General features: G+C 64.8%; 11 protein-coding genes. 8 read left to right on the top strand and 3 right to left on the bottom strand.

What is annotated here, in order from left to right:
• Positions 1–137 precede the first annotated feature (137 nt).
• The 3 genes from FG154_RS17365 (at position 138) to FG154_RS17355 (ending at position 5,722) form a co-directional block, all read left to right on the top strand.
• A complete protein-coding gene (locus tag FG154_RS17365; protein ID WP_145110659.1) occupies positions 138–2,648 on the top strand; it encodes a DEAD/DEAH box helicase in 2,511 nt (836 codons plus the stop codon).
• A 483-nt stretch (positions 2,649–3,131) separates the two neighbouring features.
• Positions 3,132–4,394 carry a site-specific DNA-methyltransferase gene (locus tag FG154_RS17360; RefSeq protein WP_145110656.1) on the top strand — a complete coding sequence of 421 codons (1,263 nt, stop codon included), beginning with the start codon at positions 3,132–3,134 and terminating at the stop codon, positions 4,392–4,394.
• Positions 4,391–5,722, top strand: coding sequence for a site-specific DNA-methyltransferase (locus FG154_RS17355; RefSeq protein ID WP_145110653.1), 1,332 nt, complete (start codon positions 4,391–4,393; stop codon positions 5,720–5,722). The genes FG154_RS17360 and FG154_RS17355 overlap by 4 nt, the downstream gene beginning before the upstream one ends.
• 24 nt (positions 5,723–5,746) lie before the next feature.
• On the opposite strand, the gene FG154_RS17350 is transcribed toward FG154_RS17355, so the two are convergent.
• The 3 genes from FG154_RS17350 to FG154_RS17340 form a co-directional block, all read right to left on the bottom strand.
• A complete protein-coding gene (locus FG154_RS17350; RefSeq protein ID WP_145110650.1) occupies positions 5,747–6,487 on the bottom strand; it encodes a DUF4145 domain-containing protein in 741 nt (246 codons plus the stop codon).
• Positions 6,488–6,551: 64 nt separating this feature from the next.
• Positions 6,552–7,124, bottom strand: a complete 573-nt coding sequence (locus tag FG154_RS17345; protein ID WP_145110647.1) for a DUF3489 domain-containing protein — start codon at positions 7,122–7,124, stop codon at positions 6,552–6,554.
• 96 nt (positions 7,125–7,220) lie between these two features.
• Entirely contained in the window at positions 7,221–7,448 is a 228-nt protein-coding gene (locus FG154_RS17340) for a hypothetical protein (RefSeq protein WP_145110644.1), read from the bottom strand.
• Positions 7,449–7,563: 115 nt separating this feature from the next.
• On the opposite strand from FG154_RS17340, the gene FG154_RS17335 reads away from it, so the two are divergent.
• Genes FG154_RS17335 through FG154_RS17315 form a run of 5 tightly spaced genes read left to right on the top strand, consistent with a single transcriptional unit; the run spans position 7,564 to position 13,141 of the window.
• Complete coding sequence (locus FG154_RS17335) at positions 7,564–8,100, top strand: hypothetical protein (RefSeq protein ID WP_145110641.1); 537 nt, start codon at positions 7,564–7,566, stop codon at positions 8,098–8,100.
• Positions 8,048–10,099, top strand: coding sequence for a phage terminase large subunit family protein (locus FG154_RS17330; protein ID WP_145110638.1), 2,052 nt, complete (start codon positions 8,048–8,050; stop codon positions 10,097–10,099). Before FG154_RS17335 ends, FG154_RS17330 begins: the two co-directional genes overlap by 53 nt.
• Positions 10,099–10,311 (top strand): phage head-tail joining protein, encoded by a 213-nt coding sequence (locus tag FG154_RS17325; protein ID WP_145110635.1) that lies wholly within the window; start codon positions 10,099–10,101, stop codon positions 10,309–10,311. Before FG154_RS17330 ends, FG154_RS17325 begins: the two co-directional genes overlap by 1 nt.
• A 2-nt stretch (positions 10,312–10,313) precedes the next feature.
• Positions 10,314–11,819 (top strand): phage portal protein, encoded by a 1,506-nt coding sequence (locus FG154_RS17320; RefSeq protein ID WP_145110632.1) that lies wholly within the window; start codon positions 10,314–10,316, stop codon positions 11,817–11,819.
• A complete protein-coding gene (locus FG154_RS17315) occupies positions 11,819–13,141 on the top strand; it encodes a S49 family peptidase (RefSeq protein WP_145110671.1) in 1,323 nt (440 codons plus the stop codon). The genes FG154_RS17320 and FG154_RS17315 overlap by 1 nt, the downstream gene beginning before the upstream one ends.
• Positions 13,142–13,192 lie beyond the last annotated feature (51 nt).

The raw sequence follows: 13,192 nt of genomic DNA, 5'->3' as shown, positions 1-13,192 counted from the left end.
AAATTGGACGCCGATCACCCCGCCTGGGGGGTCAAAATTGCACGCCGAAACACAGTTCAGCTCTACCGGGACTACCTTGTGAACTTTACAATCAATACGCGGGCGGAAGATGCCGCTGCTGGCATCGGGGGCGTCGCATGAAGATTGAACTGTTCGATTTCCAGAAGGATGCCCTGCACAACCTTCGAAAGCGGCTGATGCTGGCCCGTCCCGCGGCGTCGCCTGAAGCCCCGCAGGCAATCACACTGTCCGCGCCCACAGGAAGCGGCAAGACGATCATCATGACGGCCTTGTTCGAGGCGATCCTCGACCAGCCCGACGAACAGCTGGACTGGCCGCTGGATTGGGTACCCCAGCCGGATGCGGTCATCCTCTGGGTGTCGGACATGCCCGAGCTGAATGAGCAGACGAAGCTCAAGATCGAACGTCAGTCCGACAAGGTCTACCGGGTCGGTCAGCTGGAGGTGATCACAGCCAGCTTCGACGAAGAGCGCCTGGCCGGTGGCAAGATCTATTTCATCAACACCCAAAAGCTGGCCAGCGACCGGCTGCTCACGACCGTCGGCGATGGGCGCAGCTATTCTATCTGGACAACGCTGACGAACACCGCGCGCGCGATCCCGGACAGGTTCTATGTGGTGATCGATGAAGCCCATCGTGGGATGACCACTGGCAAGGGCAGCGCAACGGCACAAACGATCATTCAGCAGTTCATCAAAGGCAACAAGGAAACCGGCCTGGTGAAGATGCCGCTGATCATTGGCGTCTCTGCAACCCCCAAGCGTTTCAACGAGCTGCTGGCTGACACCGACCACACCCAGCACAAGGTACCAGTGCCAGTCGAGGATGTGAAAAAGTCCGGACTGATCAAGGAGCGTGTCCTAATCCACCACCCCGCCAACCCGACGAATGCCGAAATGGGCATCCTTGAAGAGGCGGCACGGCGATGGCAGGTCATGACCGACCAATGGGCATCCTACTGCAAGGACGAGGGCGAAAGGCCTGTGCGACCCATTCTCGTCATCCAGATTGAAGATGGCGCACCCACCCGAACCAACCTGGCGGACGCGATCAAGGCGGTTGAAGATGGCATTGGCCGTCCCCTTCGGGATTCCGAGCTCGCGCATGCATTGATGGATAAAGGGGGCCTGAAGGTCGGCGACCGCGCAATCCGCTACATCGATCCTTCTCGCATCGACGACGACGCAGACGTCTCGGTGGTATTCTTCAAGATGGCGCTTTCTACCGGATGGGATTGCCCACGGGCAGAAGTCATGATGTCTTTCCGTAGCGCGCAGGACCACACCTACATCGCACAGCTTCTCGGGCGCATGGTTCGGACGCCTTTGGCGCGCAGGATCGAAAGCACGGCCGAGCTGAACGACGTCCACCTTTATCTGCCTCATTTCAATGCAGCGGCGGTCGAGCAGGTCATCACAGCACTACAAACCAGCGACGATATCGTTCCTGCCGAGACAGGAGAGGGGACGAAGCTTGTCACCCTGCACCGTCGACCCGGCACCGAGAGTATTTTCGAGGCTATCGAGGCAGTCGAGCTCGTCACCTATCGCGTGAACGCGGTTCGGGCTCAGAGCGACATCCGTCGTTACCAGGCGATAGCAAGCCGACTAACGATGGATGGGATCGACCCGAACGCCTGGGATGATGCCAAAGCTGACGCCGTGTCATGGATCGGCGAGCAGGTTGCCGTGTTGAAAGCATCTGGCGACTTCGAGAAGGCGCGCAAGTCCTTCACAAAGGTTGGCTTGCGCACAGTCATGGTCACGGGCGTGACCGGAATGGCGGAAGGCCAAGAGGACTACACCGTTGACGTGTCAGATCTCGATGTCGACCGGCAGTTTGAAGACGCAGGTCGCACCTTAGGACAAGGGTATGGCCTTCACCAGCTTTACCGAAAGGCAAACGCGGAACGTGACGGTCAGGAGGTGAAACTGGAAGCAATCATCGTGGCTGCATCTGCGGCAGCGCGCTCTGCGTTGGAGAACAAGTCGAAGGCTAAGTTTGAAGCGCTCTATGACGCACACCGACATGCGATTTCCAAACTTACCGAACAGGTGCGCGCCGGGTACGACAAGCTGAAATCAGCGTCTTCCACCCCCTCAAGCACACCTTGGCGGCTGCAGGACACCATTGATTTTCGCCGCGACACCACGGAACCCACCTGGAGCCATCACCTCTATGTCGAAGATGATGGATCGTTCCGCACAACCCTGAACCCTTGGGAAGCTGATGTCCTGAAGCTTGAAATGGGCCGAGATGACTTCGTTGGATGGCTGCGAAATCTCGACAGGAAACCCTGGTCTCTTGAGATCCCCTACCAAGTGAGCGGAACTTGGAAACCGATGTTCCCCGATATGCTGATCGTGAGGAGCAAGGGCGCGGATTTCGTTTTCGACATTCTGGAGCCGCATGACGACAGTCGCGCTGATAACCTGTACAAAGCGCAGGGACTTGCCGAGTTTGCCGAAAAGCATGGCGACCGCTTTACTCGAATTCAGCTTATCCGAAAGAAAGGCGATGGCTTCGTTAGGTTGGAGCTGAATAGAACTGCCGTAAGGTCCCGCGTCCGACAGGCAGCGTCCAACCCTGCAATTGACGCAATCTTTGATGAGTTGGGGATGGTCTAGACGCGCTGTCGGAGCGGCTTGTTTCTGGTACGTCAAACTGATCGAGCTGCACTCTCAAAGTCGAAGCGCACGTAAAGACGAAGGATTCGCCCCCCTCCTCTGGTTCCTCCCCGGCCCTGAACGTATGCGGGGGGGCGCAGCGCGGCGGTTCGCTAGCGTGAGGGAGTTTCACCGGGGAAGCCAGGCGGAAGCCACCTTGCGCTGATGCCGGAATTCTTGAGTCAGATCAGCGGCTTGCGGAATCACTATCTGGGGGGGGTGGATTCCCGGCGGGAAGCCAGGGAAGCCACCTCCGGGGAAGCCAGGTGGCCGGAAACCGCCCCGGAAAGCCAATTCGTCAGAAGCTGTTGAATCCGCTTCACTTTTCGGGTTGACAGACCTGCCCCCATTGACCTACCCCTTGATCATCGAAGAATTGCGCCCGGAGGAACCCCCTCGCGGGCGCTTTTCATTTTCCGTCCCCCTCATCCCGAGCCCCATCCCATGGACCTCGTCTTCGCGCCGAGCCAGATCGAAACCTGGCCGCTTGCCCGACTTCGCCCTTATGCCCGCAATGCCAAGATGCACGGCGACGATCAGGTGGCGAAGATCGCCGCCAGCATGGCCAAGTTCGGCTGGACCGTCCCCTGCATGGTTGCCGACGACGGCGAACTGATCGCGGGACATGGCCGGGTCATGGCCGCGACCATGCTCGGTCTGACCGAGGTGCCGGTGATCCGGCTCAGCCACCTCGACGAGGCCGAGCGCCGCGCCTACCGGATCGCCGACAACAAGCTGACGGAACTGGGCGAATGGGACGAGGCGCTGCTCCGCGACGAGATCGCGGGGCTTTTGGCCGAGGATTTCGACCTGAGCCTGCTCGGCATCAGCGACGACGATCTCGACGCGCTTTTGCGGGATCCGGAGGCGCTGGGCGGCGATGGTCCGGTCGAGGGCGAGGACGATGTTCCGGAGCTGCCTGTCACGCCAGTTTCGGTGCCGGGCGATCTCTGGCATCTGGGCGCGCATCGGCTGATCTGCGGCGACAGCACAGCGTCCGATGTCGTGGGGCGGCTGCTCGCTGATGTGCGCCCCCAGCTGATGGTGACCGATCCGCCCTACGGCGTCGAATACGATCCCTCCTGGCGCAATGCCGCGGGGGCCGCGAAGACAAAACGCACCGGCAAGGTGCTAAACGACGACCGCGCCGACTGGCGCGAGGCATGGGCACTGTTCCCCGGTGATGTCGCCTATGTCTGGCACGGGGCGCTGCACGCGGCGACCGTCGCCGACAGCCTCGTGGCGGCGGGCTTCGCCATCCGGTCGCAGATCATCTGGGCGAAGGACCGGCTGGTCCTCAGCCGCGGCGATTATCACTGGCAGCATGAACCCTGCTGGTATGCCGTGCGGGCCAAGGGCAAGGGTCACTGGGCGGGGGACCGCAAGCAGACGACGCTGTGGCAGATCGCCAACCGGGATCAGGATGCGGACACCGTGCATGGCACGCAGAAGCCGGTGGAATGCATACGGCGGCCGATCCTGAACAACTCGAGCCCCGGCCAGGCGGTCTATGAGCCGTTCATGGGATCAGGCACCACTCTGATCGCGGCCGAGACGACGGGGCGGGTCAGCTTCGGGGTCGAACTGAACCCCGCCTATGTCGATGTGGCCGTCGCGCGTTGGCAGGCTTTCACCGGCCAGGAGGCCGTTCTGGCGGAAACCGGCGAGACCTTCGCCGCCCTCAAGACCAAGCGGCTCGCCGCATGAACGCGCCCCTCCTGCCCGGCCGGACCGAGTATTGGCCTCTGGCCCGTCTCCGGCCATATGCCCGCAACGCCAAGACACATGACGCCGACCAGGTGGCGAAGATCGCCGCCAGCATGGCCGAGTTCGGCTGGACCGTGCCGGTGCTGGTGGCGGCCGATGGCGAGTTGATCGCGGGCCACGGCCGCATCCTGGCCGCCGCGCAGCTCGGGCTGGTAGAGGCACCGGTCATCGTGCTGGGCCATCTGACCGAGGCACAGCGACGCGCCTATCGGATTGCCGACAATAAGCTGACCGAACTGGGCGGATGGGACGAGGCGCTACTGCTCGAGGAACTGCGCGGGCTGATGGCCGAGGATTTCGACCTTGGGCTTATCGGCATCCCTGACGATGAACTGGACGGCCTGCTGCACAATGCCGACGACCGCGCGCCCATCGACGACGACACCGCCGACAGCATTCCGGGGTCTCCGGCCGACCCGATCACGCAGCCAGGTGACATCTGGGCGCTGGGCGATCACCGGCTGATCTGCGGCGATGCCACTGACCCGGGTGTGGTGGCGCGGCTGATGGACGGGGCGCAGGTCTCGCTGATGTTCACCTCGCCGCCCTATGCCCAGCAGCGCGACTACGGCGCAGCGAAAGAGAAGGTCGGTGATTGGGATGCGCTGATGCAGGACGTCTTTGCCGCAGCGCCCGTCACCGCCGATGCCCAGCTGCTGGTGAACCTCGGCCTCGTCCATCGCGATGGCGAGTGGATCCCGTATTGGGAGGGCTGGGTCGACTGGATGCGCACGCAGGGCTGGCGACGGTTCGGCTGGTATGTCTGGGACCAGGGGCCAGGCCTACCCGGCGACTGGAACGGGCGGCTGGCGCCGTCGCACGAGTTCATCTTCCACTTCAACCGCCAGCCGCGGAAGCCGAACAAGACGGTCGAGAGCAAGCACGCGGGCGAAACCCTCGGCGGCGGCGGCCTGCGCGGCGCGGACGGCACGGTCCATCGCAAGACCGGCTACGGAAACGCGATCCAGAGCCACCGCATCCCGGACAGCGTGTTCCGCATCATGCGCCACAAGGGCGGGCTGGGTGCTGCCGGGTCGCACCCGGCCGTCTTCCCCGTGGCGCTGGTCGAGGCCGTGCTGGAGGCTTTCACCGACACCGGCGACCTCGTGTTCGAACCCTTCTGCGGTTCTGGGACACAGTTGATCGCGGCAGAACGCACCGGGCGGCTGTGCTGCGCGGTGGAACTGGACCCGGTCTATTGCGACGTGGCCGTGCGGAGGTGGGAGATGGCGACGGGGCGGAAGGCGAAGGCTGTCCACCGCCCTTGAAATAGCTAGACCATCCTCAATGCCTCAGGTGGTTTTTGCGACTTTCTGGCGTTTTGGCTTCGGGGGAATAGCGCTCTTGATGCTCAGTGCCTTTTTCCCGACGATGAACGCGCGTTGCAGGAACACTTCCATGGCATAAAGGAGCTGATCAACGTCTTTAGAGTCAGGCGACCAGCCGCGATGAGCTGCAGCGTTACCAGCATCGGTTATCACCTCTAGAATGTCGTGCTCTGTCGCCCCAATCCATCCGCCGTTCTGTAGGTCGGAAAGCTTTTCTGCAAAAGTTTTGGCCGGATCGATTCCAAGCACTTCGGTGCCACGGTCAAGCGCGGTGCGAAGTCCGACGGCAGTCAGAATGTACGCTTCGTTGTCTCGGGCGACATACATTTCATTCAGAATTGCCTGAAGCTGGCTATCGATCTTCCCAATGGCATCCAGCCAAAGTGGCTTGGTGGCGCTTTCCGGTTTTGGGTATGTGATCTTGGTTCGCACCGCTTCAGTCTGCGTTTCGCCATTGTGATCGTACCAGTGGTCAAGGTCTTCATCGTTCCAACTGTCATGAAGGTAGAAGACTGTTTCACACCCGCGGCACTGGAGAAGGGAATGATCGACGCCACCACCCATCGAATAGCCGTTGTATTTGTCGTCCCAATGCCATGGCACGTAGATATGACCGTGAACTTCGCAAACACGTTCGGCGTTGCACTCTGGGCAGTGCTCTCGGACCGCTTTGGGTTTTTCTGTCGCGGCAGCGTCATCAGTCATCGATTCACCGAAAGTAAATATCGGACTGGACGGTACAGGACAGAAAAAGACGTGTCACTGTCGTTCAAAGGTTCGGGATCAGAGGAGATATCCGATACACCGTCCCCCTGCCCTCGACCTTCTCGGCTTTGATCGGCAGGCCCAGCTTCTTCTTGAGCGCCCCGGAAATGGCTCCCCTCGCGGTGTGAGCTTGCCAAGACGTCGCCGCCACAATTTCGGCGATGGACGCCCCCTCGGGGCGCTGAAGCATGGCGATGATCTGGGCCTGCTTGGTGCCAGCGCGGATGGCGACAGGTTTCGCGGTGTCGGTGTCGTCGGGCGCGGGTTCCGCCTTTGCCTTCGCCTTCCGCGCGATGGCAACGGCGCTGGCCGCCAACGGCTCGATCCCGATGACCTCCAGCCCGGCCGCGGTCGCGATCAGCGTGGTGCCGTGGCCGTCGCCGGTCTCGCGCCACATCGGCTCGCCTCGACGCAGGTTGGCCTCGACCTCCTCGAGCCAGCCGCGGGCGATCATCTTGCCGACGACCATCTTGGCAGCGGCGCCGACCAGCCCCTCGGGCAGCGGCTGGGCGAGGTTCCCCGGCCGGGTCGCGGCGCGGGAGAGGATCAGGGACTGGGTGTCGGACGGGGTAGTCATCGGGGGCCTCCGGGCGCTGTGGCGCGCGATTTGCGCGCCTTCTACGGAGGCAAGCCCCGTCGTCGGACGGGGCGGCCATCGCGCCGTTTCGGCGCGTCAGGCGGCGTGTTCACCCTCGCCAAAGAGGAAGTCGGTGATCTTGCGCAGATCGGCGGCAACGCTGTTGAGCGATCCGACGGCACCCCAGTTGATGGCGTCCGGATCGAATTCGAAATGGTCGTCGCTCAGGGCCTTCAGGCGCTCCAGCATCACGTCGATCTCTGCCTTGGCGGCGATGAAGGCGTCGAGGGCCTTGGAGTTGTCGGCAACGCGGCGGGTGGTCATGGCGGGGTTCCTCAAGTGAGTTGCATCGTTTCCTTGCGATCAGATTCGCTCTGTCGCGCCCGCCAATCAACTGAATACCAAGCGATATCATTGGGTTGATCGGACTATCCGCGCCATGAAAGGCATGAGCGAACGCGAGTATGCGGCCCATTCCGGCCTGTCGCGCGGGGGGGTGCAGAAGGCGCGCAAGAACGGACGACTGGTGGTCCATGACGACGGGTCGATCAATGCCGCGGCCTCGGATGTGCGGCGGGCGGAGATGACGGACCCCGACCAGCAGCGCCGGTCCTTGGGTAGCGAAACCCTCGCCAGCGGTGCGGGCGAGACCTCGTCCTACATCAAGGCTCGCACGCTGCTGACGGTCTATGCCGCGCAGGACAAACAGATCGCGGTCCAGAAGAAGAAGGGCACGCTTGTCGACCGTGCGCGGGCAGAGACCCTCGTCTTCCGTCTGGCGCGGCAGGAACGGGATGTCTGGGTGACCTGGCCCGGACGGGTGGCCGCGCTGATGGCGGCGCAGATCATGGCGGAGGTGGAACGACAATCCGGGGCATCGGTGACGATCGAGACCGCGATCATGCAGAGGGTGCTGGAAGCCCATGTCCGCGAACAGCTCGACGCCCTCGCCGACCTCCGGGTCTCGCTTGCATGATGAGGACGATGACAACGACCTGACGGCCGACCTCGACCTCGGCTTCGACGGCGCCGAGGATCTGCTCCGGGTCTGGCGGCAGGGGCTGCGCCCCGATCCGAACCTGACGGTGTCGGAATGGGCGGATCAGCATCGCTGGCTGTCGTCGCGGGGCGCTGCCGAACCGGGCCGCTATCGCACCGCCCGCGCGCCCTACCTGCGCGAGATCATGGATGCGCTGTCGCCCGGCCACCCGGCGCAGCGCATCACCTTCATGAAGGCCGCACAGGTCGGGGCGACCGAGGCGGGCAACAACTGGATCGGCTTCGTGATCCACCACGCTCCGGGCCCGATGCTGGCGGTGCTGCCGAGTCTGGAACTGGCGAAGCGGACGTCTCGCGGTCGTCTTGACCCCTTGATCGCGGACAGCCCGGCGCTCCGCGAGCGGGTGAACCCGGCCCGGTCGCGCGACGCCGGGAACTCGATGCTGTCGAAGGAATTCCCGGGCGGCATCCTGGTGCTGACCGGCGCCAATTCGGCGACCGGCCTGCGGTCGATGCCCGCGCGCTATGTGTTTCTGGACGAGGTCGACGCCTATCCCGCCTCGGCCGACGAAGAGGGCGATCCCGTTACGCTGGCGGAAGCCCGGACCACCACCTTCTCGCACCGGCGCAAGGTGTTCATGGTCTCGACGCCCACGATCCGGGGCCTGAGCCGGATCGAGCGGGAATTCGAAGCCAGCGACCAGAGGCGCTACTTCGTGCCCTGCCCGCATTGCGGGGCGATGCAGTGGCTGCAGTTCGACCGGCTGCGCTGGGCGAAGGGGAAGCCGGAAACCGCGGCCTATCACTGCGAAAGATGTGAACGGGCCATCGCGGAGCATCACAAGACGGAGATGCTGGCCAAGGGGGAATGGCGGGCAACAGCAGTTTCCAAGGATCCGAAGGCCATCGGCTTCCACCTCTCGGCGCTCTATTCACCCTTGGGCTGGAAAAGCTGGTCCGACGTCGCGCGGGAATGGCTGGCGGCCCAAGGGTCGGACGAGACGCTGCGCGCCGCGCGCAACACGCTCTTGGGCGAGACATGGGTCGAGTCGGGCGACGCGCCGGAATGGCAGCGGTTGGCGGATCGGCGCGAGGTGTGGAAACCCGGCACGGTGCCCATGGCCGGGCTGTTCCTGACGGCCGGGGCCGACGTCCAGAGGGACCGCATTGAGGTCGACATCTGGGCCTGGGGCCGGGGCATGGAAAGCTGGCTCGTCGATCACATCGTCATCCCGGGCGGCCCTGACGATCCGGCCGCCTGGGACAAGCTGACGGAGCTGCTCGGCCGGTCGTGGCAGCATGACAACGGCGCATTCATGACCGTGGCGCGGCTTGGCATCGACACCGGCTATGAGGCCGCGGCGGTCTATGCCTGGTCACGCAAGGTTGGGTTCGAGCAAGTGGCACCCCTGAAGGGCCTAGAGGGCTTCAACCGGGCCGCGCCGGTCTCTGGCCCGACCTATGTCGACGCCACCATCGGTGGCAAACGCCTGCGCCGGGGCGCGCGGCTCTGGTCGGTGGCCACGGCGACGTTCAAGGCGGAAACCTACCGCTTTCTGCGGATCGAACGGCCGTCCGACGAGGACCGGGCTGTGGGCATGCTTGACGCCTCCGGCACGATCCACCTTCCCGACTGGGCCGACACCGAATGGCTGAAGCAGCTGGTGGCGGAGCAGCTGGTCACCATCCGCAACAAGCGCGGCTATGCCCATCAGGAATGGCAGAAGATGCGCGAGCGGAACGAGGCGCTGGACTGCCGGGTCTACGCCCGTGCCGCGGCATGGATCCTCGGCGCCGACCGTTGGGATGAAGCCACCTGGCGGCGGCTGGAAGCGCAGGCAGGCGTGGAAACGCGCATGCCCACGGCCACCGCAACCGATATCGCCACACACGACACGGCCCAACCAAAGGCCGGAACACTGACCACGCCACGCCGGAAGCGGCGGGCCTACACCCCGAACTTCATGAGGGACTGATGGACCTGGAACGCATGCAGGCCCTGCTGACCGCGCTGCAAGAGGCCCGCTTCGCCGGGCTGCGCAGCGTCAGCTACGACGGCAAGACCGTGAGCTATGGCTCGGACGCGGAACTTGCCGCAGCCATTCGGGATCTGGAGGCGCGCATCGCCACCGCCTCGGCCACCCCGCGTCGTCGGCGCTGGGGCACCGTTGCAACCAAGGGTCTGTGACCATGGTTCTCGACGCCTTCCGCGCGCGCCTTGGCTCGATCATCGGCGGGTTCGACGCCGCTCAGTCCCATCGGCGCATGCGCGGATTTCGCGCCACCCGCGCCCATGTAAACACGCTGATCGCAGCTTCCGGCGAGACGATCACCGCCCGCGCACGCTGGCTGGTCAGGAACAATGGCTACGCCGCCAACGCAGTCGACGCCTTCGCGAACCATGTCGTCGGCGACGGGATCAAGCCCTCATCGAAGATCGCGGACGCGGCAAAAAAGGAGGAGCTGCAGAAGCTCTGGCTCGCCTGGACCGACGAGGCCGATGCCGAGGGTCTGACCGATTTCTTCGGCCTGCAGCGGCGGGCCGCGCGCGAGGTGTTCCTGGCGGGCGAGGTCTTCCTGCGCATCCGCACGCGGCGTCAGGAAGATGGGCTGACCGTGCCGATGCAGCTGCAGATGCTGGCCTCGGAGATGCTGCCCCAAGACATGACCCGCGTGCTGCCCGGCGCGGGTTCGATCCGGCAGGGCATCGAGTTCGACGGGATCGGGCGGCGAGTGGCATATCACTTCCTCCGCCGCCATCCGGGCGACATGACCGATCCGGGGCTGGCCGGGGAAACCGTCCGGGTTCCGGCCTCGGAGGTGATCCAGATCCTCGACCCGGTGGAGGCAGGTCAGCTGCGCGGCGTGTCTCGCTTTGCCGCGGCCGTAGTGAAGCTCTTCACGTTGGACCTCTATGACGACGCCGAACTCGAGCGGAAGAAAACAGCGGCGATGTTCGCGATGTTCATCACCTCGCCCGCCCCGGAAACCGCCCTCGATCCCGCCGAGGACGATCTGGAAGTGGAACCGGGTCAGGTGGTGCGGCTCGATCCCGGTGAGGACGTCACCACCCCATCCACCCCCGACTCTGGCAGCACCTATGAGCCGTTCCAGTACCGCACACTGCTGCAGATCGGGGCCGCGCTGGGCGTGCCCTATGGCTATCTGACCGGTGACACGGCGAGGGGAAACTTCTCGAACACCCGCATTGCGCTGGTCGACTTCCGCCGCCGCATCTCGGCCTTCCAGCATTCGGTGATGGTCTATCAGCTCTGCCGCGCGGTCTGGACGCGCTGGATGGACATGGCCGTTCTGGCGGGCGCAATCGACCTGCCTGGCTATGCGACCGACCGGCGCGCATACCTTGCCTGCGACTGGCTCCCCACGAAATGGGACTGGATCGACCCCGCCAAGGATGCCGCGGCCGAGATCCTGCAGATCGAGGCGGGCCTGAAATCCCGAACGCAAGCTATCGCAGAGCGCGGCTACGATGCGGAGCAAGTCGACCGGGAAATCGCCGCAGAACGCAAGCGCGAGGCGGAACTCGGCCTCGACTTCCGGCGGCCGGGTTCGCCCGCGCAGGCAGCAGGCGGCGGCATCGAGGATCAGGGCGGCCAAACGGACCCTGACAAAGAGGAGCAGCGCGAGAACGACGACGGCGAGGAGCGGGAACCCCAGCCCGCGGAGGACGCATGATGCATCACACCCAGATCGCCCAGCGCGTCTTCAACACGCCCCTGATGGTCGATCCCGCCAAGGCGCTGGCCTTCCTGACCGGGCTCGGCCCGCGGATCACCGGCAGGGAAATCACGGTCGAGGGAATGCTCGTGAATCCCGCAGATCAGGCCACCGCCGCACTCCCTGCCCGCGCCTCTCTCTTCAGCGACGACCTGACCAGCCGCCAGGCGCGCAACGGCGGCCAGCCCTTCGCGGTCGTCGACGGGATCGCGGTGATCGAGATCGCTGGCACGCTGGTGCATCGCGGGGCCTGGATCGGGCAATCCTCCGGTCTGACCTCCTACGAGGGGATTGCGGCCCAGCTGCAGGCGGCCGTCGCCGACCCCACCATTCGTGGCATCGCCCTCGACATTGACAGTTTCGGCGGGGAGGTCGCGGGGGCCTTCGATCTGGCGGATCGCATCCGGGCCGTGCGTCAGGTGAAACCCATCCATGCCTTCGTCGCGGATCACGCCCTCTCGGCCGCCTACGCCCTCGCCTCCCAGGCCGACCGGATTGTCCTGCCCCGCACCGGCGCTGTCGGCAGCATCGGTGTCGTTGCGATGCACAGCGACATGAGCGGGGCGCTCGACCAGAAGGGCATCGCCGTGACCCTGATCCACGCTGGCGCGCGCAAGGTCGATGCGAACCCTTACCAGCCCCTGCCCGAGACCGTCCGCGCACGGATCGCGAGCGAGTTGGAGGACCTGCGCCAGCTCTTCGCCGAAACTGTCGCCGAAGGGCGCGGCCGACGCCTCGACACCCTCCGGGCGCTGGGCACCGAGGCCGCCGTCTTCCGCGGCGAGGCGGCCGTCTTCGCCGGTCTTGCCGACGAGGTGGCCGATCCGGTCACCGCCTTCCGCGCTTTCGCCGCCTCACCCCGCGGCACAACCACCCTCACATCCAACCCCAAGGGAAAGGGCCCGATGATGACCACCGCCCCAGAAGACCATGCGCAGCCCCCGGCCGCGCCTGCCATCAGTCCTGCGCCGGAACCGGGCGCGCCCACGGCAATCGCACCGCCGCAAACCGCGGCGGCCGCCATGTCGCCCGAAGCGATCCGCGCGGAGGCGGCAGAGGTCGCTCAGGTCTGCGCGCAGGCGGCTCGCCTTGGCATCCAGATCGATGCCGCAGACGCAGTCACCAAGGGTGTGAAACCCGAAGCGCTGCGCGCGAAGGTGCTGGCCGATCTTGCCGCGCGCAGTGATGCCGCGGGCATCATCGCCACGGCCCCGGCGGCTGGCACCAAGGAAAGCCCCATCGTCGCAGCCGCGAAAAAGTCGGCCGCCGCCTCGCGCTAACGCGCATTGCCCAGGTCGGGCGCCCCCACACCCACCATCCTGGAGACTGAA

The organism is Cereibacter sediminicola, from assembly GCF_007668225.1.
Taxonomy (GTDB): domain Bacteria; phylum Pseudomonadota; class Alphaproteobacteria; order Rhodobacterales; family Rhodobacteraceae; genus Cereibacter_A; species Cereibacter_A azotoformans.
The sequence above is the reverse complement of the archived record's forward strand: the minus strand, read 5'-3'. Positions and strand labels throughout refer to the sequence as shown.

Bases quoted from the DNA above. Each gene is read 5' to 3' on its own strand.
- FG154_RS17365 (WP_145110659.1), top strand. From the start codon at position 138: ATGAAGATTGAACTGTTCGATTTCCAGAAGGATGCCCTGCACAACCTT.
- FG154_RS17360 (WP_145110656.1), top strand. From the start codon at position 3,132: ATGGACCTCGTCTTCGCGCCGAGCCAGATCGAAACCTGGCCGCTTGCC.
- FG154_RS17355 (WP_145110653.1), top strand. From the start codon at position 4,391: ATGAACGCGCCCCTCCTGCCCGGCCGGACCGAGTATTGGCCTCTGGCC.
- FG154_RS17350 (WP_145110650.1), bottom strand. From the start codon at position 6,487: ATGACTGATGACGCTGCCGCGACAGAAAAACCCAAAGCGGTCCGAGAG.
- FG154_RS17345 (WP_145110647.1), bottom strand. From the start codon at position 7,124: ATGACTACCCCGTCCGACACCCAGTCCCTGATCCTCTCCCGCGCCGCG.
- FG154_RS17340 (WP_145110644.1), bottom strand. From the start codon at position 7,448: ATGACCACCCGCCGCGTTGCCGACAACTCCAAGGCCCTCGACGCCTTC.
- FG154_RS17335 (WP_145110641.1), top strand. From the start codon at position 7,564: ATGAAAGGCATGAGCGAACGCGAGTATGCGGCCCATTCCGGCCTGTCG.
- FG154_RS17330 (WP_145110638.1), top strand. From the start codon at position 8,048: ATGTCCGCGAACAGCTCGACGCCCTCGCCGACCTCCGGGTCTCGCTTG.
- FG154_RS17325 (WP_145110635.1), top strand. From the start codon at position 10,099: ATGGACCTGGAACGCATGCAGGCCCTGCTGACCGCGCTGCAAGAGGCC.
- FG154_RS17320 (WP_145110632.1), top strand. From the start codon at position 10,314: ATGGTTCTCGACGCCTTCCGCGCGCGCCTTGGCTCGATCATCGGCGGG.
- FG154_RS17315 (WP_145110671.1), top strand. From the start codon at position 11,819: ATGCATCACACCCAGATCGCCCAGCGCGTCTTCAACACGCCCCTGATG.